At 67.7% G+C, this 20,817-nt stretch carries 21 protein-coding genes and 1 pseudogene; 13 read left to right on the top strand and 9 right to left on the bottom strand.

The annotated features are described in order from the left end of the window. The 4 genes and pseudogenes from VJV41_RS28895 to VJV41_RS28880 form a co-directional block, all read left to right on the top strand. A pseudogene (locus tag VJV41_RS28895) lies at nt 1-494 on the top strand (thymidine phosphorylase); the annotation flags it as partial. Continuing rightward, complete coding sequence (locus VJV41_RS28890; RefSeq protein ID WP_325339678.1) at nt 491-1,579, top strand: adenosine deaminase; 1,089 nt, start codon at nt 491-493, stop codon at nt 1,577-1,579. The pseudogene VJV41_RS28895 and the gene VJV41_RS28890, both read left to right, overlap by 4 nt. A gap of 76 nt (nt 1,580-1,655) precedes the next feature. Continuing rightward, on the top strand, nt 1,656-1,895 hold the full coding sequence (locus VJV41_RS28885; RefSeq protein ID WP_325339676.1) for a hypothetical protein: 240 nt from the start codon (nt 1,656-1,658) through the stop codon (nt 1,893-1,895). Continuing rightward, on the top strand, nt 1,889-2,428 hold the full coding sequence (locus VJV41_RS28880) for a hypothetical protein (protein WP_325339674.1): 540 nt from the start codon (nt 1,889-1,891) through the stop codon (nt 2,426-2,428). The genes VJV41_RS28885 and VJV41_RS28880 overlap by 7 nt, the downstream gene beginning before the upstream one ends. Before the next feature lie 6 nt (nt 2,429-2,434). Here VJV41_RS28880 and VJV41_RS28875 read toward each other — a convergent pair whose 3' ends face one another. After that, nucleotides 2,435-3,262 carry an alpha/beta hydrolase gene (locus VJV41_RS28875; RefSeq protein ID WP_325339672.1) on the bottom strand — a complete coding sequence of 276 codons (828 nt, stop codon included), beginning with the start codon at nt 3,260-3,262 and terminating at the stop codon, nt 2,435-2,437. Between the two features lie 57 nt (nt 3,263-3,319). Here VJV41_RS28875 and VJV41_RS28870 point away from each other — a divergent pair, with 57 nt between their 5' ends. Next, nucleotides 3,320-3,667, top strand: coding sequence for an extradiol dioxygenase (locus tag VJV41_RS28870; RefSeq protein ID WP_325339670.1), 348 nt, complete (start codon nt 3,320-3,322; stop codon nt 3,665-3,667). A 2-nt stretch (nt 3,668-3,669) separates the two neighbouring features. On the opposite strand, the gene VJV41_RS28865 is transcribed toward VJV41_RS28870, so the two are convergent. Both VJV41_RS28865 and VJV41_RS28860 read right to left on the bottom strand, forming a co-directional pair. Continuing rightward, entirely contained in the window at nt 3,670-4,941 is a 1,272-nt protein-coding gene (locus VJV41_RS28865; protein ID WP_325339668.1) for a primosomal protein, read from the bottom strand. A 10-nt stretch (nt 4,942-4,951) separates the two neighbouring features. Then, complete coding sequence (locus VJV41_RS28860; RefSeq protein WP_325339666.1) at nt 4,952-5,149, bottom strand: hypothetical protein; 198 nt, start codon at nt 5,147-5,149, stop codon at nt 4,952-4,954. Nucleotides 5,150-5,464: 315 nt separating this feature from the next. Between VJV41_RS28860 and VJV41_RS28855 the strand changes: the two genes are divergently transcribed. Then, nucleotides 5,465-6,478, top strand: a complete 1,014-nt coding sequence (locus VJV41_RS28855) for a medium chain dehydrogenase/reductase family protein (RefSeq protein ID WP_325339664.1) — start codon at nt 5,465-5,467, stop codon at nt 6,476-6,478. Nucleotides 6,479-6,498: 20 nt separating this feature from the next. Next, a complete protein-coding gene (locus VJV41_RS28850; RefSeq protein ID WP_325339680.1) occupies nt 6,499-8,337 on the top strand; it encodes a glycoside hydrolase family 15 protein in 1,839 nt (612 codons plus the stop codon). A 38-nt stretch (nt 8,338-8,375) separates the two neighbouring features. On the opposite strand, the gene VJV41_RS28845 is transcribed toward VJV41_RS28850, so the two are convergent. Together VJV41_RS28845 and VJV41_RS28840 are read right to left on the bottom strand one after the other, a co-directional pair. Continuing rightward, complete coding sequence (locus VJV41_RS28845; protein WP_325339663.1) at nt 8,376-9,434, bottom strand: C40 family peptidase; 1,059 nt, start codon at nt 9,432-9,434, stop codon at nt 8,376-8,378. A gap of 2 nt (nt 9,435-9,436) precedes the next feature. Next, complete coding sequence (locus VJV41_RS28840; RefSeq protein WP_325339661.1) at nt 9,437-9,733, bottom strand: hypothetical protein; 297 nt, start codon at nt 9,731-9,733, stop codon at nt 9,437-9,439. Between the two features lie 210 nt (nt 9,734-9,943). Between VJV41_RS28840 and upp the strand changes: the two genes are divergently transcribed. Next, nucleotides 9,944-10,567: a uracil phosphoribosyltransferase gene (gene upp, locus VJV41_RS28835; protein WP_325339659.1), complete on the top strand. Its 624-nt coding sequence runs from the start codon at nt 9,944-9,946 to the stop codon at nt 10,565-10,567. Here upp and VJV41_RS28830 read toward each other — a convergent pair. Together VJV41_RS28830 and VJV41_RS28825 are read right to left on the bottom strand one after the other, a co-directional pair. Continuing rightward, a complete protein-coding gene (locus VJV41_RS28830) occupies nt 10,564-12,201 on the bottom strand; it encodes a phospho-sugar mutase (protein WP_325339657.1) in 1,638 nt (545 codons plus the stop codon). The two genes, upp and VJV41_RS28830, sit on opposite strands and share 4 nt — an antisense overlap. Beyond that, complete coding sequence (locus VJV41_RS28825) at nt 12,198-12,650, bottom strand: MarR family winged helix-turn-helix transcriptional regulator (RefSeq protein WP_325339655.1); 453 nt, start codon at nt 12,648-12,650, stop codon at nt 12,198-12,200. Before VJV41_RS28825 ends, VJV41_RS28830 begins: the two co-directional genes overlap by 4 nt. 87 nt (nt 12,651-12,737) lie before the next feature. Between VJV41_RS28825 and VJV41_RS28820 the strand changes: the two genes are divergently transcribed. Continuing rightward, nucleotides 12,738-13,856, top strand: a complete 1,119-nt coding sequence (locus VJV41_RS28820) for an AbrB family transcriptional regulator (RefSeq protein WP_325339653.1) — start codon at nt 12,738-12,740, stop codon at nt 13,854-13,856. Here VJV41_RS28820 and VJV41_RS28815 read toward each other — a convergent pair. Further along, entirely contained in the window at nt 13,802-14,596 is a 795-nt protein-coding gene (locus tag VJV41_RS28815; RefSeq protein WP_325339651.1) for a purine-nucleoside phosphorylase, read from the bottom strand. The genes VJV41_RS28820 and VJV41_RS28815 overlap by 55 nt on opposite strands. 55 nt (nt 14,597-14,651) lie before the next feature. On the opposite strand from VJV41_RS28815, the gene VJV41_RS28810 reads away from it, so the two are divergent. Further along, entirely contained in the window at nt 14,652-15,833 is a 1,182-nt protein-coding gene (locus VJV41_RS28810) for a M20 family metallopeptidase (RefSeq protein ID WP_325339649.1), read from the top strand. A 28-nt stretch (nt 15,834-15,861) separates the two neighbouring features. Next, nucleotides 15,862-17,031 carry an amidohydrolase gene (locus tag VJV41_RS28805; RefSeq protein WP_325339647.1) on the top strand — a complete coding sequence of 390 codons (1,170 nt, stop codon included), beginning with the start codon at nt 15,862-15,864 and terminating at the stop codon, nt 17,029-17,031. A 3-nt stretch (nt 17,032-17,034) separates the two neighbouring features. Here the strand turns inward: VJV41_RS28805 and VJV41_RS28800 are convergent, their stop codons facing one another. Beyond that, the gene (locus tag VJV41_RS28800; protein ID WP_325339645.1) at nt 17,035-17,508 is read right to left on the bottom strand and encodes a gamma-glutamylcyclotransferase; all 474 of its coding nucleotides are present in this window, start codon (nt 17,506-17,508) and stop codon (nt 17,035-17,037) included. 102 nt (nt 17,509-17,610) lie between these two features. Here VJV41_RS28800 and VJV41_RS28795 point away from each other — a divergent pair, with 102 nt between their 5' ends. Both VJV41_RS28795 and VJV41_RS28790 read left to right on the top strand, forming a co-directional pair. Beyond that, the gene (locus VJV41_RS28795; protein WP_325339643.1) at nt 17,611-19,026 is read left to right on the top strand and encodes an NAD(P)H-quinone dehydrogenase; all 1,416 of its coding nucleotides are present in this window, start codon (nt 17,611-17,613) and stop codon (nt 19,024-19,026) included. 20 nt (nt 19,027-19,046) lie between these two features. Then, complete coding sequence (locus VJV41_RS28790; protein WP_325339641.1) at nt 19,047-20,798, top strand: glycerol-3-phosphate dehydrogenase/oxidase; 1,752 nt, start codon at nt 19,047-19,049, stop codon at nt 20,796-20,798. Nucleotides 20,799-20,817: the final 19 nt, after the last annotated feature.

Genomic DNA, 20,817 nt, shown 5'->3' with positions numbered 1-20,817 from the left:
CAGGCGGCGGCCCCGCCGACGTGGTGGACCTGACTTTGGCACTGGCCACCGAGATGCTCGACGCGGCCGGGCTCGACCGCGCCGATCCCGCCGAGACATTACGTGACGGCTCGGCGATGGACCGGTTCCGCGAGTTGGTGGCTGCGCAGGGCGGCGACTTGTCCCAGCCGCTGCCGGTCGGTGCGCATTCCGAGACCATCACCGCGCCGCGCAATGGCACGATGGGCGGTATCGACGCGATGGCGGTGGGACTGACGGTGTGGCGGCTCGGGGCGGGCCGCTCCCTCCCCGGTGACCGAGTGCAGGCAGGCGCAGGACTTCGCATCCATCGCCGTCCCGGCGAGCCCGTCGCCGCCGGGGAGCCGTTGTTCACGCTCTACACCGACACGCCGGAACGTTTCGGGGCGGCCATGGCCGAACTCGACGGTGGCTGGAGCGTCGACGACCATGCGCCGGAACAGCGGCCGCTGATCATCGATCGGATCTGTCCATGACGACACCGTTGACCCTGGATTCGATCGGGCGCGCTCCCAAGGCGCTTTTGCACGACCATCTCGACGGCGGGCTTCGTCCGGCCACGGTGCTCGAGCTGGCCGGACAGAACGGCTATGACGAGCTGCCCGCGACCGAGGTCGACGAGCTTGCGACGTGGTTTCGGACCGCGGCGCACAGCGGATCGCTGGTGCGCTACCTGGAGCCCTTTGCGCACACGGTCGGGGTCATGCAGACACCGGAGGCGCTGCACCGGGTGGCCTACGAATGCGTCGAGGACCTGGCCGCCGACAACGTCGTCTACGCCGAAATCCGGTTCGCGCCCGAGCTTCACATCGACGGTGGCTTGTCACTCGATGCCGTCGTCGACTCCGTGCTGTCCGGATTCGCCGACGGCGAGAAGGCCGCCAGCGCCGAGGGCCGCGCCATCACCGTGCGCTGCCTCGTCACCGCCATGCGCCACGCCGCCCGGTCGAGAGAGATCGCCGAATTGGCTATCCGCTTCCGCGACAAGGGCGTGGTGGGTTTCGACATCGCAGGCGCCGAAGCCGGTTACCCGCCTACCCGCCACCTTGACGCGTTCGAGTACATGCGAGGTAACAACGCCCGCTTCACAATTCACGCCGGCGAAGCCTTTGGTTTGCCATCCATTCACGAGGCCATCGCGTTCTGCGGCGCCGACCGGCTCGGCCACGGTGTGCGGATCGTCGACGACATCACCGTGGCCCCCGACGGCACCGCGAAGCTGGGCCGGCTCGCATCGCTGTTGCGCGACAAGCGGATTCCGTTCGAGATGTGTCCGAGCAGCAACGTGCAGACGGGCGCGGTCGGCAGCATCGCCGAGCATCCGTTCGATCGGCTGGCGCGGCTGCGGTTCCGCGTCACCGTCAACACCGACAACCGGTTGATGAGCGACACCACCATGACCCAGGAAATGCTGCGGCTGGTGGAGGCGTTCGGCTACGGCTGGAGTGATCTGGAGCGTTTCACGATCAACGCGATGAAGTCGGCGTTCATCCCGTTCGACGAGCGGCTGGCGATCATCGACGAAGTCATCAAGCCGCGCTTCGCCGTTCTTATTGGCTAAGTCGTCAAATTAGCCAATTCCCGGACGGGTGCGGCGTAACGTCATACGCCGCATCACTCGTCGAGGGGAGAATTCGATGCGGAAATTCATGATGACAGTTGCCGGTGTGGCGATGCTGTTCGGTTCGTTGATTACCGCGCAGACTGCGCAGGCCGCGCAGGCCGCGCAGCCGTCGCACGACACAGTCGTCTACACCCAGCCGCCAACGCCGACGGTGAAGGCGTTGGACTGCCAGGGCACGACGGGCAATATGGGCTGCGGCCCCGGTTGGTTCTGGCGCGACGGCTGGCGTGGGTGGGGCTGCTACCCATGCTGAGGACGAGGGGAGCGCACGGGGCAATCGCGGCCGGTTTCGTGGCGATCGGCGCAATGATCGCCGGGATGGGTTCTGCGGCAGCGCAACCGGATTACGGTGCGTTGCCCGTCAACCCCAATGACGTCGTCGACTCGACCGCCTACATCGCGGCCGCGCCGATACAGAATCCCCAGGGACAGCCGGGCATTGAAGCAACCTATTCGCACCGTGACGGCAGCCGCACGGTCACCGACACGATTCTCGTGCTGGCCAGCCCCCAGGCGGCGGCGGCCGCGATGGACCAAGCCAGGGGAGGGGTATCCAGCCAGGTCGTCGGTACGCCACAGGTTGCGCCCGTCGGCACCGGTGGGTCGATCGTTGCCGGGACGTCTCCGGACGGGACCAAATCCGTTGCGGTGCTGACGTTCACCGAAGGTGACGCGTTCACGACGGTCGAGTTCGAAGGCCCTGCCAACGATCCGGCGCCCGTCGACCTTGTCACCGACTACGGCCAGAAGCAGGCTGCCGTCCTTCGGGACGCGTTGTCCGTATAGGAGCTACTAGCCGCGGAGAACCTCGGTGAGTCGGCGCGCGAAATCGCCCGGCGCACCGAGGAATCCGCCGTGGTCTCCAGGGAACTCCACCGGTGTGGAGCCGAGCAGCTGGGCCAGCGCCGTGGAGGTTCGATGCGTGACGAGCGCACCGGAATCCACGCCGAGCCCGACGAGAACCCGCGACGAACTGTTCTTCAGCGTCTCGATGTCTGGCAGGTACCGCGTCGTCGGCCGCAGCTCATGGTCGAAGAACCGCACGGCCTCCTTGAGTTCGTCATCGGACGGTTGGGGCGGAGCCTCCACCGGCGCACCGTCGGGCGCGCTCATGTCGAAGCCGGCGTTGAGCATGAACTTGTACCAGGCTGCGTGCAGGCCGGACGTGTGGAACGTGTCGATGATGTCTTCGGTGTTCGCGCGTTGCTGCGCGGCATCGGGGAGTAGTTCGAGGAGCGGCGGCTCGTGCGCGACGAGGGTGCGCACCCGTCCCGGATGCCGGACCACCAACGCCAGCCCCGTCACCGCGCCGCCGCTGGAGCCGAACACGTCGGCCGACTCGGCACGGAGGTCGTCGAGGATGGCGGCAATGTCGTCGGCGCGCGACTCGGCGGTGGCGTCTTCATCGGGGTCGTCGATCGTGCTGTTGGCGTGGCCGCGCGGGTCGTATGTGACGACGGTGTGGTCGCCGGCGAGTGCACCGGCCACCGGCGCGAACTCCGCCGACGACATCGGCGAACCGATGACAAGGAGCAACGGACCCGACCCGCGCATCTCGTAGTGCAGGCGGGCGCCGGGGACGGTGACGATACGAGTGGTGGTGTTGATAGGCAATGTCATAGCAGGACAGACCGGCGTGGGGCCGGGAATTCATCGTGAAGTCGTATCGTGGCCGCCATGATTATCGGCGCTCATGTCATCGTCTACAGCCGCGACGCGGAGGCGGACCGCGCCTTCTTCCGCGACGTCCTGGAGTATCCGCACGTCGACGTCGGCGGCGGCTGGCTGATTTTCAGACTCCCGCCCGCCGAGGTGGCCGTCCACCCGGCAGATGGCGCCGGTTCGCAGGAGCTGTACCTGATGTGCGACGACGTCAACGCCACGATCGAAAACCTGGCCGCCAAGGGCGTGACGTGCGGACCGGTCAGCGAGGAACGCTGGGGTTTGTTGACCAGCATCCGGCTTCCCGGCGGAGGCCAACTCGGGCTCTACGAACCGCGCCATCCGCGGGCCACCGAGCTGTAGCGCTACTCCTGGCGCAGCCGCGACTCGACGAAGGCCTCCAGCGCCTCCCACTGTTCAACGGCCTTGGCGTACGGCGGGTTCGGCTGTCGGACGGTGTCGGGATCCAGTACGTGGGCGACAAAGCGTCCCAACGGCTGATCGGCGTCCAGCGTCTCCTCGGCGGTGGTGTCCTCGGCGTAATCGCCTACGTCCCTGAGGAATTCGACGGCCAGCTCGAGCTGGTCACGGTCGACGGAGTCGGGTCCGTCGGCGAGGTCGTCCGCGATGCCGGTCAGCACGTAGATGTTGTCGTCGGTGACGTTGATCTCCAGCGAGCCGTCGGTGGCCGCCGTACGGATATCGTCGTAGGTGGCCAGATCCGACAGGTCGTGGTCGTGTTCGTCGGCCAGATAGCGCGCCAGGGATCGCTCGGAAGTGAATACGCTGAGTCTTCCGTTGCGGCCCAAGAAGATCGGCTCGTCGTCCAGATAGCAGCGCAGGGTGTAGTACGTGCCTGCACCGGTCATGATCCGGACCGGGTCGATGCCGACCTTGAGCCAGAAATCGTCGTCGCTGCCCAGCACGAGGCCGTCGGCGTGGTCTTCGAGGTCGTCGGTCTCCTCGACGTCGTCCTCGGGTTCCTCCTCCGTGTCGACGATCTCCTCGACTACCTCGGGCTCAGGCTCAGGCTCGGGGGCGGGTTCGGCCAGCTCGGCCGCCGCCTTCTCCGAGGCGGCCTCGTCGACGTCGGGTGTGCTGATGATGGTGTCGACCGCGTCGACGACGTTGTCCCAGCCGCGCCCGATCACCGCCTCGATCTCCGCCCAGCGCTTGCGCCCGCTGCGGCCTGCGAACGCGTCGATGCCGCCGCCCAGGGTGGACAGCACCGGATTGCCGTTGAAGAATTTGCTCACCGCGGGCAGCTCGCACACCGATCCGATGGCCGACACGATCGCCAGGGTGCGGTGCAGCTCGGTGACCGCCTCCTCGTTGAGCTTCTCGGCCACCAATTCGGGCACGCCGACGAGGTCGTACTGCCGCTCCTCGGTCGGGTCGAGCCGATGCGCGTTCGCCTCGGTCAACTTCTCCCAAGCCGGATGGTCATTGAGGTCGTTGTCGCTGTTGGTCCTGACGAACGCCACCAGGTCGGCGACCGACTCGAACGCATACAGGTCGTCGTCCTTGCCGAGGAAGGCCTCCCACTCGTCGCCAGCGTCGCGCCAGCGTGGCGCCCACAATGTGTAGAGGTCACCCTTGGTCAGCCCGAGCCGGATCGACACGATGTCAGCAGCCATGCGCGACAGCCTAGCCATCGAGATCGACGGCCAAATCACCGAGCAGGCATCGACGGCGCTCCTCGGCGTCCTCGAGCCCGCCCAGCTCGTCAACGATCCGATCGATCGCTGCCACCCGTCCGTGGGCCCGCCCCATCACCTCGTCGAAGCGACGTGCCATCGCGTCGAGAACCTCGACGTCGTCAGGCGGTCGGCCGGAAGAAGCCATGGAATCCCTGCCCGGCGTTCGTGGTCCTGATGGGCGAGAGCTGTACCTGATCGGCCGCTTCCATTGTCGCCGGGCGATGCCATGATGGCCATCCGTTCGGCGACACCATCAGCGGCTTACGCAGAGGGCGGAAGCATCCATAGGTGACGAATGGCATTCGCCGCGAGGACTTCCGACTCTGGCGCACACAGCGCGCCGAGGCAAACGGTGGGGGTGCTGGTTTGCAACTTGCGTGAGCGTGGCAGGAGGTCCAATATCGGCTACTCGCAACAGTTTTCGCGTATATCGGCACCCTGCCAAGGAGGAGGTCGGGTCATGAAGCGTGTCATTGTCGACCATTTCGGCGGCCCTGAAGTTGTCAGCGTGGTGGAGGAATGCGATCCGCGACCAGGTTCGGGTGAGGTCCGCGTCCAAGTTCTGGCCTCGGGGGTGTCACTCAGCGATGCCCAGATGCGCGCCGGCACGTACCTCGGCGGCCCGAAGCCGCCTTTTACGCCGGGTTACGAGCTCGTCGGGGTCGTCGATGAGGTCGGCCCGGGCTGCTCGAGGCTGCATGTGGGAGACCGGGTCGGGTCGCTGACGCAGTGGGGCGCCAACGCGGAGAGTGTCTGCGTTCCGGAGCGATACGCGGTCGAGGTGCCCGAAGACCTCGACCCGGCCGAGGTCCTGAGCCTCGTCTTCATCTACATGACCGCGTACCAGATGCTTCACCGCGCAGCGAGGGCAAAGAGCGGGGAGACGGTGCTTGTGCACGGCGCGGCCGGCAGGGTGGGCACCGCGGTCCTCGAACTCGCGGCTGCGGCCGGACTCCGCGTCTACGGGACGGCTTCGGCGGACGACCGTGCCGCGGTCGAGCGGTTGGGTGCGGTGGCGATCGACTACCGCAATGAGGATTTCCTGACGCAGGTGCGCAAGCTGACCGGCGACGGTGTGGACATCGCCCTCGACCCGTTCGGCGGCTCAACGTCGCTCCGCTCCTTCCGCGCATTGCGGCCCCGCGGAAGACTTGTGATCTACGGCCGCCAGAACACCATCCAGCACGGGCGCAAGAATTGGCCAGCGGTGTTCGGGTGGTACGCGGGAACCGCGATCGTCGCGCTGTGGGGTTTACTCTCGCCCCGGCGACGGGTGCTCGCCTACCGGATCCAAAAGCTACGCATCCCTCACCAGGACTGGTATCGAGAGGACTTCCGGGCGCTGCTCGAGCTCCTTCGTAAGGGCAAGATCCACCCGGTTGTAGCCGAGCGCCTGCCGCTGTCCGATGCTCGTCGGGCTCACGAGCTGCTCGAACGCACGGCGGCGACGGGCAAACTGGTACTCGTGTCCTAGGCCGACGAGGACGCTCCGTGATGGTGCCCGACGTGTGTGGTGGAGTCTCGCGGGGACAAAGGGTGCGCTATCTGCCCATCGCCGAGCATGGTCTGATTGGCGACTTATACACGGTCGCGCTCGTTGGCACCGACGGGACGATCGACTGGTACTGCTGTCCTCGGTTCGACTCGCCGAGCGTCTTCGCGGCGATCCTCGACGCCGACCGCGGCGGCCTGTTCCGCATCTGGCCAGACTGCGAAGGCTGGAGCTCCAAGCAGCTCTACCTGCCCGATACCAACATCCTCATAACGCGCTTCCTGATGCCCGACGGAGTGGGGGAGGTACAGGACTTCATGCCGCCGCGTACCGCCGAGCCGGCATATCGTCACCGCATCGTCCGCCGGGTAGTCGCCGTGCGCGGACACGTGCGATTCGTCGTCGACGTCGCCCCGCGCTTCGACTACGCCCGCGCACACCACGAGGTCGCGCTCACTGAGCACGGCGCGCTGTTCCGCAGCCCGGCGCTCGGGTTGAGCCTGTCGACGCGCTGCCCACTGGAGGTGGTCAACCCTCACGACGTCCGCGCGCACTTTGCCGTCAGAGCCGGGGAGACAGCCACTTTCGTGCTCGACTGTGTCGAGCCCGGCGAGATGCCGGTTACGTACTCCGATGCCGACGTCGCCGCCGAGTTCGACGCGACTGTGGCGTTCTGGCGGGGTTGGCTGAGCCGCTCCCGCTACAGCGGGCGCTGGCGGGAAATGGTGCATCGCTCCGCCCTCACGCTCAAGTTGCTCACATATGCGCCCACCGGCGCGATCGTGGCAGCCCCAACCACTAGCCTGCCGGAGCACCTCGGCGGCGTGCGCAACTGGGACTACCGCTACACATGGATGCGCGACGCCGCCTTCACGCTCTATGCGCTGCTAACGCTGGGGTTCACTGAAGAGGCCGGCGCCTTCATGAACTGGCTGCAGAGGCGCTTCCGTTACGCCGACCACGAGTCCGGCCCGCTGCAGATCATGTACGGCATCGATGGGCGCGAGGATTTGCCCGAGGAGGTGCTCACGCACCTCGAAGGTTACCGGGGCTCGGCGCCGGTGCGCATCGGCAACGGGGCAGCGACCCAGCTGCAACTCGACATCTACGGCGAGCTGATGGACTCGATCTATCTGTGTAACAAATTCGGGCTGCCCATCTACTACGACGGATGGATGGACCTCACCCACAGCCTCGAGTGGCTGATGGACCATTGGGACCAGCCCGATGAGGGCATCTGGGAGGCGCGCGGCGGTCGCCGTAACTACACCTACTCCCGCCTGATGAGCTGGGTCGCAGTCGAGCGCGCGATCCGGATCGCCCGCCAGCGGGGACTGCCGGCAGACATCACCCGCTGGAGCGAGGTACGTGACCGCATTTACAACCAGATCATGGAGCGCGGCTGGAATCCAAGGCGGCGGGCGTTCGTCCAGCATTACGACTGCGACATGCTCGACGCCTCGCTATTGCTCATGCCGCTGTGCAAGTTCATCGCGCCCACCGACCCGCGCTGGATCTCCACACTCGATGCCATCACCGCCGAGTTGGTTTCCGACAGCCTCGTCTACCGCTACAACGTTCACGGGTCACCGGACGGATTGGAGGGCGAGGAAGCGACGTTCTCGACGTGCTCGTTCTGGTGGGTCGAGGCCCTCGCGCGGGCGGGGCGCCTTGACGAGGCGCGGCTGGCCTTCGAGAAGATGCTCACCTACGCAAACCACGTCGGGCTCTACTCGGAGGAGATCGGGCCGACGGGTGAGCAGCTCGGCAACTTCCCCCAGGCTCTTACGCACCTGGCGCTCATCAGCGCCGCCTACAATCTGGACCGCCAACTCCGATGAACGGCGAGCTCGAAGCCACTGTGCCACAACGTATCTGATCACGCAGTCGGCCGGAAGAAACCCTGGAATCCCTGCCCGGCGTTCGTGGTCCTGACGGGCGAGAGCTGTACCGGATCGCCCGCCTCGATCATCGTGTTGTTGCCCACAATCATCGCGACGTGACCGTCCCACACCGCCAGGTCGCCCGGCCGCAACGAACCGGGATCGACCGCGGCGCCGACATCCTGTTCCTGCGCCAGTCGCGGGATGGCCAGGCCTGCTTCGTGATACGCCCACTGCGTCAAGCCGCTGCAGTCCAGGCCGACACCCGGTGTGGTTCCTCCCCAGTGGTACGGCACGCCGAGCTGGGTCAGCGCATGCCGAACCGCGCTGGCCGCGACGGCATTCGGCGCCATGGTCGTGCTGCCGTCGGGTAGCCGGACGGCAACGCCGTCGCCGAACGTCGCGGCATCGGGCATCGGCAGTCCGGCCTCTGGCGGCGCGAGCGCCGCCAGGTCGGCCAAGCTGGAGCCAGACATCCCGCCCATGCTGGACAGCGGGCTCATCCCGGGGCCGCCGGCGAAGCCTGCCGGTGTCGCCGGCGCCGCACTGGCCGCAGGGGCCGTCACCGCGGCGGCGTGCCCGTCCAGCTCTTCGCGCAGCTCGTCGACCACGGCGATGGCTTCGTCCAGCGATCGCTGCGCCTCGGCCTGTAGCTCCTCTGCCACGCCGGGGGAGTCCAGTTGCGATTCGAGCGCCGCGGCGCGCGCCTCGAAGCCGTCGACAATCGACCGCAACCGTTCGTTGGCACGTGCGACAGCGGCCGCTGCCGCACCTGCCGTCGCGCCTAGCTGGCCGGCGCGCACCGCCATCGCGTCGATGGCAGCGACCGTCGCCGCCGAGAATCCAGCCGCGCCGTCAGCGCCGGCTCCCGACCACCATCCGCCGGTGTGGTGCCAGGCTCGCCCGGCGCCCGCAGACACATCGGTGAGGGCATCACGCACGCCGTCCAGCACGCTGGCAGGGTCGGCGGCCCGATCGCCGGACCAGCCAGGGCCGACCAACGACTGCACCTCACGGATCGGTGCGGACAAGGCCGCCACCAAGGCTGAAGGCACTGTTAGATCCGTGGCAGCGATGCGCCCACGCGCTGGTCGGCGGCTTCGTAGCCCGCCGCCGATGAGCGTGCCGTGGTGCCCGCCGCAGAAACGCTGTCACGCAGCGCCGCGACGGCGTGCGACTCACGGCTGGCGGCGTCGGCCAGCGCGGCCACGAAACGGGCGGCAACCGGGCCCATGATGGTCGCGACAGCCCCGATCGGCAGCGACGACAACGTCGAGGCAATCGCGGACAGGTCGGCGGCGTGGGCGGAGTTGGCGGCGCCGAAGGCGCGCACAGCGTCGGTATCGGCGAACATGTGGTTAGGACGTCGGCGACCGTCCGGCGGTTCCGTCGGCTGTCGGACGGCGACAATTGGACCCGGCGCTATCTGCTTAACGACGTGGTTGCATCCAGGAGTCGCCTAGCGTGGACGCAGATGCAACCTCTCCCAGTCCGCGCATCAGCAAATCTACTGTCGTCCGGGCTGATTTTTCCGGGATCAAACAATCGGCATTAAGGTCGGCGCATGGATGTGCGCGTCGTCGACCACCCTCTGGCCGCCGCGCGGCTGACCACGCTGCGCGACGAGGCAACCGATAACGCCGCGTTCCGGGCGGCGCTGCGCGACCTCACATTGATGCTCGTGTACGAAGCCACGCGCGACGCGGCCACCGTAACGATTCCCGTTCGCACACCGCTGGCCGACACCACTGGCGTCCGATTGGCCAATCCGCCGTTGCTGGTGCCCGTACTGCGGGCCGGGCTTGGCATGGTCGATCAGGCGCACGCACTTATCCCGGAAGCTCGCGTCGGTTTCGTCGGTGTCGCCCGCGACGAAAAAACCCACGAACCCACACCGTATTTGGAGTCTCTGCCCGACGATCTGAGTTCGCAGCCGGTGATGGTGCTCGACCCGATGCTGGCCACCGGCGGATCGATGGCGCACACCATCAAGTTGCTGCGCTGCCGCAATGCCGTTGACATCACGGCGATTTGCGTCGTCGTCGCGCCCGAAGGCATCGCGGCGCTGGAGAAGGTTGCACCCGACTTGCGGCTGTTCACCGCGACCATCGACGAGCGGCTCAACGACATCGCCTACATCGTGCCGGGCCTGGGCGACGCCGGCGATCGGCAGTTCGGTCCCCGCTAGAACCGCTGCGCGACGCTGGCGACCTCGTCCTGGATTGCACGTGCCTTGGCCCTTGTCGCACCCAGCTCGCCGGTATTCGCGCACCGAACTTCGATATAGGACTTGATTTTTGGTTCGGTGCCCGATGGGCGCACCACCATTCGGACCCAATTGTCGCCGTCGCCGCCGAAGAAGATCAGCGCGTCGGTGCGGCCACGGCCGTGCTCCCGCAGCAGATCGGTGACGGTCACCTCGAAGCCGCCGAGCCGGTCGGGCGGATCCTGGCGCAGCCGCGACATCATCGCTTGAGCCTCCTCCGCATCGCCAACCGGATGGGAGACGGCCGCTGTCGTGTGTACGCCGTGACGGCGGGCGATCTCGTCGAGGGCGTCGAGCACCGTGCGGCCCCGATCGCGCAGCGCGGCAACCAGATCGCACGCCAGCACCGCCGCGCTGATGCCGTCCTTGTCACGCACCGCGGCAGGGTCGACGCAGTGGCCGATCGCCTCCTCGTACGCGTAGACGAGTGTGCAGGCCGGCTGGTCGACGTCGGCGCGCGACAGCCACTTGAACCCCGTCAGTGTTTCGACGTGGCGGGCGCCGTGATCCTTGGCGATCGCGGCCAGCAGGCGTGATGACACCACCGTGCTCGCGACCACGGTGCGTTCGGTGACGGGTCCCGGCTCGATCTGCGACAAAATGTAATCGCCGAGCAGCCAACCAGTTTCATCTCCGGAAAGCATGCGCCACCCGTTGGGAGTCGGCACCCCGATCGCGCACCGGTCGGCATCGGGATCGAGCGCGATGGCGATGTCGGCGTCGACGTCGGCGGCCAGTTCCAGCACGGCGTCGACGGCGCCGGGCTCCTCGGGGTTCGGAAACTGCACGGTGGGAAAGTCCGGGTCGGGCGCGAACTGATTCTCGACGACGTGAATATCGGAGAATCGCGCCCGCACGAGTGCGTCCATTGCGAACTCGCCGCCCACTCCATGCAACGGGGTCAGCGCCACCCGCACCGACCCGTGCGTGTGCCGGACTTGGGCGGCACGCTCGACGTAGTGCTGAACCGCGTCGACACCCGACGGCTTGACGGGTCGCCGCGGAATTTCGTCGGCGTAGGGCGCCTCCGCGATCGCATCCTCGATTTCTCTGTCGACGGGCGGCACGATGGCAAAGCCGCCCTCGAAGTACACCTTGTAGCCGTTATCGGAGGGCGGGTTGTGCGATGCCGTGATCTGGATGCCGGCCGCGGCGCGGTGATGGCGCACCGTGAACGCCAGCACGGGCGTCGGCACGGCGACGAACAGCAGCGTGACCGCAAAGCCCTCGGCGGCAAGCACTTCCGCGGCGGCCAGGGCGAACTCCTCGGATCGGTGCCGAGCGTCGCGGCCGACCACCACTTGCTTACCTGCCAGCCCACGGTCCTTGAGCACCTTGGCGATCGCCCATGTGGTGCGCAGGACAACTGCGAGATTCATGCCGTTTGGCCCGCCGCGCAGGGGCCCCCGCAGCCCGGCGGTGCCGAACGTCAGCGATTGCGCGAACCGGTCGGCGAGCTCGTCGTCGGTGCACGCGGCGAGCTCAGCTGCGGTCTCGGGATCGGGGTCGTGAGAAATCCACTCCTGCGCGGCCGTGGAGGTCCGCGACTGAGTCATGGCGCTAGTGTGCCCGCTTTCGCGTCTGTGTAAGCCAGCTTGCGCAGCACCGGAGCGACGAGCATCAGCAGATCGAACTCCAGCTGCGACAGGTTGTCGCGCATGGTCGCATGCAGCCAGGCGTCGCGTTCGGCGCGATCCGCCTCGAGCAGCGCCGTGCCCGCGTCGGTGATTTCGATGAGCTGACGACGCCGGTCGGTTTCGTCGGGCCTGCGCTCGATCAGGCCGCGGCTGACCAGTTCGTTGATGCTGTCGGTCAGCGACTGCACCCGCACATGGAGGCGGGTGCCGAGTTCGGCGGGTGTGGTCACGCCCGTGCGACTGACCTCGCCCAGCAACTCCAGCTGGCTCAGCGTCAGGCCGTGGTCGGGCCGGTGTCTGCGCATCTGCCGGGTCACGGCCATCATCGACTCCCGCAGCTCGGTGGCCGACGACGCAGCGGTGTGCATAACCAAGTTATACCTTGGTAATTGTGCACTGTCACGCCTAGTAACTCGTGTTGCGCACATGAAATGACAAGGGCATACTTGCAATCAATGGTGATTCGTCGACTGCTCCGGTGGGCTTTGCTGATAGCGCTGACAGCCGCGGTCACCATCCCGCTCACCCGCGTCGGTGTGCCGTCGGCGGCGCTGTTCGCCGCCCTCGTCGTCGGCATCGTGCTGGCTCTCGGCGCCCTGGCTCCCGGCCGGGTGCCCCGCAGGGCCGGGGTCATCGCGCAGGGCGTCCTTGGCGTCTACATCGGCACGATGGTCCATCAGGACGCGGTCGGGGCATTGGGCTCCGATTGGCCGATCGTGGCCGTCGTCGCCCTTGCCACCTTGTTGCTCAGCATCGGCGCGGGCGCGCTGCTCGGGCTGCACCGCGACGTCAATCCACTCACCGGTTCGCTGGCGTTGGTCGCCGGTGGCGCATCCGGCCTTGTCGCCATCGCCCGCGAACTCGGCGGCGACGACCGCGTGGTCTCCGTCGTGCAATACCTGAGGGTCGCGTTGGTCACCGCGTCGATGCCGGTGGTCGTGACGCTGGTTTACCATGCCGACAAGTCGCACGGCTCTGGGCCGATCACGCAAACCCACTCTGCTCCTTGGTATTTCAGCGTCGGCCTGCTCATCGTGCTGGTGGCCGTCGGGGCCACGCTCGGACGGTTGATTCGGCTGCCGGGGGCAGGCCTGCTCGGGCCGTTGGCACTGACGGTCGTGCTGCAGCTGACCGGGCTGTCCTTCGGGCTGGCCGTACCGATGGTGCTGGTGCAGATCGGCTACGCACTCATCGGCTGGCAAGCGGGTCTGGCATTTACGCGTGAGTCGCTGCGCGCCGTCGGTCGCACGCTGCCCGCGGCGGTCGGCCTGATCGTCGTGCTCGGCGTCGCGACCGCGGGCCTGGGCGTCCTGCTGGCGCACGTCGCCGGGCTCACCCCGCTGGAGGGCTACCTGGCGACCAGTCCGGGCGGCGTGTACGCGGTGCTCGCGACGGCCGTGGAAACCGGCTCCAACGTGACGTTCGTCATCGCGGCCCAGGTACTGCGGATCCTGCTGATGCTGTTCGCGGCGCCGCTGATGGCGCGCAGCGTGGTGTGGATCAGTAAGCGTGTCGGTCGTCAGACTCGCGCGATGACCGCGGACAGCAGAGAACCCATCCGCGTCGCGGACTGACGGCCCGCCTCCAGCACCTCGTCATGGCTGAGCGGGTGGCCCGTCATCCCCGCCGCCAGATTCGTCACCAGCGACACCGCGAGCACGTGTGCACTCGCGGCGCGCGCGGCGATCGTCTCGTGCACGGTCGACATGCCGACCAGGTCCGCCCCGAGCGTGCGCAGCATCCGGATCTCGGCCGGCGTCTCGTAGTGCGGCCCCGGTAACCCGGCGTAGACGCCCTCGGCGAGCGACGGATCGATCTCGTGGGCGATCGCGCGCAGCCGCGGCGAGTACGCGTCGGTGAGGTCCACGAATTGCGCCCCGACCAGGGGCGATCGGGCGGTCAGGTTCAGGTGGTCGCTGATCAGTACCGGCTGGCCGACGCTGTAGTCCTCGCGAAGCCCGCCCGCAGCATTCGTCAGCACCACGGTCTGTGCGCCGGCCGCACATGCCGCGCGTACAGGATGCACGACGTGGCGCAGCTCGTGGCCCTCGTAGGCGTGGATCCGGCCGACGAGGACCAGCACGTGGTGGTCACCGATCCGCAGCGACAGCACTTGCCCGCCGTGTCCAGCGGCGCTCGGCGGGGAGAAGCCGGGCAATTCGGCCATCGGAATCACGGCCACCGGATCACCGAGCTCGGCCACGGCAGGGGCCCATCCGGATCCGAGGACGACGGCGACGTCGTGCTTGCCGACGCCGGTGCGGTCGCCGATGGCCGCCGCCGCTTCTTGTGCCACCGCCGCCGGGCTCGTCATCCAGGCGAGCTTAACTGTCGGGCAGCGGCTCAGCGTGCAGTGAGATACTGCTGAGATGCCCACTGCCACCGCGTCGAGTTGCGTCGAAGACGCCGTCAATCGACGCCGCGACGACTTGGTGGAGCTTTCGCACTCGATCCACGCAGAGCCGGAACTCGCATTCGCCGAACACCGGAGCTGCGCAAAGACGCAGGCTCTGGTCGCCGAGTACGGCTTCGCGATCACTGCGGCACCGGGCGGGTTGGACACCGCGTTTCGGGCCGACTACGGCAGCGGCCCACTGGTCGTCGGCATCTGCGCGGAGTACGACGCACTGCCGGACATCGGACATGCCTGCGGGCACAACATCATCGCCGCGTCCGCGGTGGGCACCGCGCTCGCTTTGGCCGAGGTGGCCGACGAGCTCGGCTTGACGGTGGCGCTGCTCGGCACACCCGCCGAGGAGGCCGGCGGCGGAAAAGCGTTGCTGCTCAAGGCCGGAACGTTCGACGACATCGCAGCAACCGTGATGCTGCACCCCGGGCCGCTGGACATCGCCGCCGCGCGGTCGCTGGCGCTGTCCGAGGTGACCGTCGGCTACACGGGTCGCGAATCGCATGCCGCCGTCGCGCCCTATCTAGGTGTCAACGCCGCCGACGCCGTCACCGTCGCGCAGGTCGCGATCGGCCTGCTGCGCCAGCACCTGGTGCCCGGGCAGATGGTGCACGGCATCGTCACCGACGGCGGCCAGGCCACCAACGTCATCCCCGGCCGGGCCGAGCTGCGCTACACGATGCGCGCCGTGAACTCCGAGTCACTGCACGAGCTCGAGGACAAGATGGCGGGCTGCTTTGCCGCGGGATCGGTGGGCACCGGTTGCACGCACACCGTGACCGAAACCGCGCCGGCCTATGCGGAGTTGGCACCGGATGCCTGGCTGGCATCGGTGTTCCGCAGCGAGATGCTGCGGGTCGGACGTCAGCCGGTGGCGGAGGACGTCGAGGCCACGCTGCCGCTGGGCAGCACCGATATGGGCAACGTCACACAGGTCATGCCGGGCATCCATCCGATCGTCGGCATCGAGGCGGGTGGAGCGTCGATTCATCAGCCGGCGTTCACGACCGCCGCGGCGGGTCCCAGTGCGGACAAGGCGGTCGTCGAGGGCGCGATCATGCTGGCGCGCACGGTGGTCAGCCTTGCCGAGACAGCGGCCCAGCGCGACCGGGTGCTGGACCTGCGGGCGAGGCGGGCGTCATGAGTTCCCGAAGGCGAGCGGGAGTCGAGGCATGACTATCGCCGACACCACCGAACTGTGGCTGGACGCCCACTACGACGATCTGATCGCGTGGCGCCGCCACCTCCACAAGCATCCCGAGCTGGGCCGCCAAGAGTTCGCCACCACGCAGTTCGTCGCGTCGCGTCTGGCCGACGCGGGCCTCAACCCGAAGGTGTTGCCCGGCGGCACGGGACTGACGTGCGACTTCGGACCCGAGCACGGGCCGAAGATCGCGCTGCGCGCCGATATGGATGCGCTGCCGATGGCCGAGCGGACCGGCGCGCCGTACGCGTCGGTGGTACCCAACGTCACGCACGCCTGCGGCCACGACGCGCACACCGCCATCCTGCTGGGCGCGGCGCTCGCACTGGCGTCGGTGCCCGAGCTGCCGGTCGGCGTCCGGCTGATCTTCCAGGCCGCCGAGGAGCTGATGCCCGGCGGCGCGATCGACGCCATCGCGGCGGGCGTGCTGACCGGAGTGTCGCGGATCTTTGCGCTGCACTGCGATCCGCGACTGGCGGTCGGCAAGGTCGCCGTGCGGCCGGGCCCGATCACCTCTGCCGCCGATCAACTCGAGGTCACGCTGCAGTCGCACGGCGGGCACACGTCGCGCCCGCACTTGACCGGCGACTTGGTTTACGGGCTGGGCACGCTGATCACGGGTGTGCCCGGGGTACTGTCGCGTCGCATCGACCCGCGCAACGGCACCGTGATGGTGTGGGGTGCGGTCAACGCCGGCGTGGCCGCCAACGCGATCCCGCAGACCGGCACGCTTGCAGGCACCATCCGCACGGCCAGCCGTGATACCTGGGATTCACTGGAATCGATTGTGCGCGAGATCGTTTCGTCGCTCTTGGCGCCTTTGGGTATCGAGCACAGCCTGCAGTATCGCCGCGGTGTGCCGCCGGTGGTCAACGAGGAGATCTCGACGCGAATCCTCACCCACGCCATCGAGGCGATCGGCTCCGACGTGCTGTGCGACACGCGTCAGTCCGGCGGTGGCGAGGACTTCTCCTGGTATCTCGAGGAAGTCCCGGGCGCGATGGCGCGGCTGGGCGTGTGGACGGGCCGCGGTCCGCAATTGGATTTGCATCAGCCGACGTTCGACCTCGACGAGCGGTCGTTGGCGGTGGGCGTGCGGGTGATGGTCAACATCGTCGCGCAAGCCGCGGCGTTCTAACGCTCAGGTGCCGGGGCCGATGTTGCGCGCCGGTCGGGTGCGCAGATCGTGCACGTATTCCGCTGGGGCGCCGGCAATTTCGGCGGCATCCGCCATGACGCCCAGATAGCGCGCCGACGGCAGCCCACCTTCCCATGCGTCGACCACATACAGCCACGCCAGGGCCGGATCGGTTGTCGTATCGGACGACGTGCGCTCGACGCGACAGCGGATCTTCTTGTGGATGCCCAGCTCTGATCCTTCCCAGCGGTCGAGGTTCTTCTCGTCTTCCTTCGTCATGTCGTAGAGCACGACGAAGACCTTCGACGACGGATCCTGAACAACAGTGGCCAATGCGCCGTCCCAGCCGATGTCCTCGCCGCCGAATGTCAAGCGCCACCCGTGCAGCCAGCCCGTTCCCGCCATCGGCGAATGCGGAGCACGCTCAAGCATCTGTTCCGGATGCATGTTCGATCCGTAGGCGGCGTACAGCGTCACGGGGGAAAGCCTAAGGCTTCGCTTAGTAGATCCGGAGGGCAGGAGCGAAGCGACCCGGGAATGAACTGGGCGATCAACGGTCGGCTTGGCTAGGTTAGGCGGGTGGCAACCCGCATCGTGATCATCGGCGGCGGGCCCGCCGGTTATGAGGCGGCACTGGTCGCCGCGGCTCGAGGCCCCGAAATCGTCGAGGTCACCGTCGTCGATTCCGACGGCATCGGTGGGGCATGCGTGCTGTGGGACTGTGTGCCGTCCAAGACGTTCATCGCCTCGACGGGTGTGCGCACCGAGCTACGTCGCGCCCCCGATCTCGGCTATGCGCTGGAGTTCGAGGACGCCAAGATCGAGCTGCCGAAGATCAACGAACGCGTCAAGAGCCTCGCCGCCGCCCAGTCCGCCGACATCGCCGAGCGGCTGCGCAGCGAGGGTGTCACCCTCATCGCCGGCCGCGGTGAGCTCGTCGACGACGTGCCCGGCATGGCCGCGCACACCGTCAAGGTCACCGCCCACGACGGCACGGTTTCCCAGCTCAAGGCCGACGTCGTGCTGATCGCCACCGGCGCAAGCCCTCGCGTGCTGCCGGGCGCCGAACCCGACGGCGAGCGCATCCTGAACTGGCGCCAGCTCTACGACCTCGACAAGCTGCCCGAGCACATGGTCGTCGTCGGCTCCGGCGTCACCGGCGCCGAATTCGTCAATGCCTACACCGAACTCGGCGTCAAGGTGACCGTCGTCGCCAGCCGCGACCAGATCCTGCCGCACGAGGACAGCGACGCCGCGGCCGTACTCGAGGACGCCCTTGCCGAACGCGGTGTGACGCTTGTCAAGAACGCCCGTGCCGACTCGGTCAAACGCACCGACGACGGTGTGCTGGTGACGATGACCGACGGCCGCACCGTCGAGGGCAGCCACGCGCTGATGACCGTCGGCTCGGTGCCCAATACCAGCGGGCTGGGGCTGGAACGCCTGGGCATCGAGCTCGGGCCCGGCAACTACTTGACCGTCGATCGGGTGTCGCGCACGACGGTGCCCGGCATCTATGCGGCCGGCGACTGCACCGGATTGATGCTGCTGGCCTCGGTCGCGGCCATGCAGGGCCGGATCGCGATGTACCACGCACTCGGAGAGGGGCTCAGCCCGATCCGGCTGCGCACCGTCGCCGCGGCGGTGTTCACCCGGCCCGAGATCGCCGCGGTCGGCGTGCCGCAGGCCAGGATCGACGACGGGTCCGTGCCCGCCCGCACGATCATGCTGCCGCTGAACACCAACGCCAGAGCGAAGATGTCGAGCCTGCGTCTCGGCTTCGTGAAGATCTTCTGCCGGCCCGCGACGGGCGTGGTGATCGGCGGAGTCGTTGTCGCGCCGATCGCCTCCGAGCTGATCCTGCCGATCGCACTGGCCGTGCAGAACGGCAACGACGTAGGGGACCTGGCGCAGACGTTCTCGGTCTATCCGTCACTGTCGGGCTCAATCACAGAGGCGGCGCGGCGGCTCATGGCGCACGACGATTTGGATTGAGTCAACGTAACCTTGGAACAGTGAGCGACCCGACCACAGCCAACGGGCCGACGCTGCTGGGCCCTGAGCAGCGGCGACAGGCTTGGGAACGGCTCGGCAGCGAGCAGTTCGACGTCGTGGTCATCGGCGGCGGCGTGGTCGGTGCCGGTGCCGCGCTCGACGCGGCGACCCGCGGGCTCAAGGTGGCGCTCGTCGAGGCCCGTGACTTTGCTTCCGGCACGTCCAGTCGCAGTTCGAAGATGTTCCACGGCGGCCTGCGATACCTCGAGCAGCTCGAGTTCGGGTTGGTCCGCGAGGCGCTGCACGAACGTGAGCTGTCGCTGACCACGCTCGCGCCGCATCTGGTCAAGCCGCTGCCGTTTCTGTTCCCGCTGACCAACCGGTGGTGGGAACGGCCATATGTCGCCGCAGGCATTTTTCTGTACGACCAGCTGGGCGGTGCGAAATCCGTTCCCGCACAAAAACATTTCTTCAAGGCCGGTGCGCTGCGGCTGGCGCCCGGGCTCAAGCGCAGCTCGCTGATCGGCGGCATCCGCTACTACGACACCGTCGTCGACGACGCCCGTCACACCATGACGGTGGCGCGCACCGCGGCGCATTACGGCGCCGTGGTGCGGTCGTCGACGCAGGTGGTGTCGCTGCTGCGGGAGGGCGACCGCGTCATCGGCGTCCAGGTTCGCGATTCCGAAGACGGCGCGATCACCGAGGTCCGGGGCCACGTCGTCATCAACGCCACCGGCGTGTGGACCGACGAGATTCAGGCGCTGTCCAAGCAGCGCGGGCGGTTCCGGGTGCGCGCGTCGAAGGGCGTGCACATCGTCGTGCCCCGCGATCGGATCGTCAGCGAGGTGGCCATCATCCTGCGCACCGAGAAGTCGGTGCTGTTCGTCATCCCCTGGGGCACGCACTGGATCATCGGCACCACCGACACCGACTGGAACCTGGACCTGGCTCACCCGGCGGCCACCAAGGCCGACATCGACTATATCCTCGGACATGTCAACACCGTGCTGGCCACGCCGTTGACGCACGACGACATCGACGGGGTGTACGCCGGGCTCCGCCCGCTGCTGGCGGGGGAGAGTGAGGAAACGTCCAAGCTGTCGCGTGAGCATGCGGTCGCGGTGCCTGCGCCCGGCCTCGTCGCCATCGCCGGCGGCAAGTACACCACCTACCGGGTGATGGGCGCCGACGCTGTTGACGCCGCCGCCGAGTACATCCCGGCCCGGGTGGCGCCGTCGATCACCGAAAAGGTGCCGCTGCTGGGGGCCGACGGCTACTTCGCGCTGATCAACCAGACCGAAAGCGTCGGTGCGCATTACGGCCTGCACCCGTATCGGGTGCGTCACCTGCTGGACAGGTACGGCTCGCTGATCAGCGCGGTGCTGCAGATGGCCAGCGGACAAGCCGCAGCGCGGCCGGACCTTTTGGATCCCATCACCGCGGCGCCGGTGTATCTGAAAGTCGAGGCGTGGTACGCCGCGGCCGCCGAGGGCGCGCTGCACCTGGAGGACATCTTGGCGCGACGGATGAGGATCTCCATCGAATATCCGCATCGCGGGGTGGACTGTGCGCGTGAGGTCGCCGAAATCGTTGCGCCGGTGTTGAATTGGAGTGCCGAGGACGTAGACCGTGAGGTCGCCACGTATTGCGCACGCGTCGACGCGGAGGTGCGGTCCCAACAACAGCCCGACGACGAGTCCGCCGACGCGCTGCGGGCCGCGGCGCCAGAAGCGCGCGCTGAGATCCTCGAGCCGGTGCCGCTTAATTGAGACCTCCGCCGTTGCCGGT

Source organism: Mycobacterium sp. (genome assembly GCF_035274705.1).
Taxonomy (GTDB): domain Bacteria; phylum Actinomycetota; class Actinomycetes; order Mycobacteriales; family Mycobacteriaceae; genus Mycobacterium.
Note: the sequence above shows the minus strand (reverse complement) of the source record. Positions and strands in the feature narration are given on the sequence as shown.

Bases quoted from the DNA above. Each gene is read 5' to 3' on its own strand.
- VJV41_RS28880 (WP_325339674.1), top strand. From the start codon at position 1,889: ATGCTGAGGACGAGGGGAGCGCACGGGGCAATCGCGGCCGGTTTCGTG.
- VJV41_RS28825 (WP_325339655.1), bottom strand. From the start codon at position 12,650: ATGCACACCGCTGCGTCGTCGGCCACCGAGCTGCGGGAGTCGATGATG.
- VJV41_RS28855 (WP_325339664.1), top strand. From the start codon at position 5,465: ATGAAGCGTGTCATTGTCGACCATTTCGGCGGCCCTGAAGTTGTCAGC.
- VJV41_RS28820 (WP_325339653.1), top strand. From the start codon at position 12,738: ATGGTGATTCGTCGACTGCTCCGGTGGGCTTTGCTGATAGCGCTGACA.
- VJV41_RS28840 (WP_325339661.1), bottom strand. From the start codon at position 9,733: ATGTTCGCCGATACCGACGCTGTGCGCGCCTTCGGCGCCGCCAACTCC.
- VJV41_RS28805 (WP_325339647.1), top strand. From the start codon at position 15,862: ATGACTATCGCCGACACCACCGAACTGTGGCTGGACGCCCACTACGAC.
- VJV41_RS28860 (WP_325339666.1), bottom strand. From the start codon at position 5,149: ATGGCTTCTTCCGGCCGACCGCCTGACGACGTCGAGGTTCTCGACGCG.
- VJV41_RS28890 (WP_325339678.1), top strand. From the start codon at position 491: ATGACGACACCGTTGACCCTGGATTCGATCGGGCGCGCTCCCAAGGCG.
- upp (WP_325339659.1), top strand. From the start codon at position 9,944: ATGGATGTGCGCGTCGTCGACCACCCTCTGGCCGCCGCGCGGCTGACC.
- VJV41_RS28870 (WP_325339670.1), top strand. From the start codon at position 3,320: ATGATTATCGGCGCTCATGTCATCGTCTACAGCCGCGACGCGGAGGCG.
- VJV41_RS28810 (WP_325339649.1), top strand. From the start codon at position 14,652: ATGCCCACTGCCACCGCGTCGAGTTGCGTCGAAGACGCCGTCAATCGA.
- VJV41_RS28865 (WP_325339668.1), bottom strand. From the start codon at position 4,941: ATGGCTGCTGACATCGTGTCGATCCGGCTCGGGCTGACCAAGGGTGAC.
- VJV41_RS28885 (WP_325339676.1), top strand. From the start codon at position 1,656: ATGCGGAAATTCATGATGACAGTTGCCGGTGTGGCGATGCTGTTCGGT.
- VJV41_RS28850 (WP_325339680.1), top strand. From the start codon at position 6,499: ATGGTGCCCGACGTGTGTGGTGGAGTCTCGCGGGGACAAAGGGTGCGC.
- VJV41_RS28875 (WP_325339672.1), bottom strand. From the start codon at position 3,262: ATGACATTGCCTATCAACACCACCACTCGTATCGTCACCGTCCCCGGC.
- VJV41_RS28830 (WP_325339657.1), bottom strand. From the start codon at position 12,201: ATGACTCAGTCGCGGACCTCCACGGCCGCGCAGGAGTGGATTTCTCAC.
- VJV41_RS28815 (WP_325339651.1), bottom strand. From the start codon at position 14,596: ATGACGAGCCCGGCGGCGGTGGCACAAGAAGCGGCGGCGGCCATCGGC.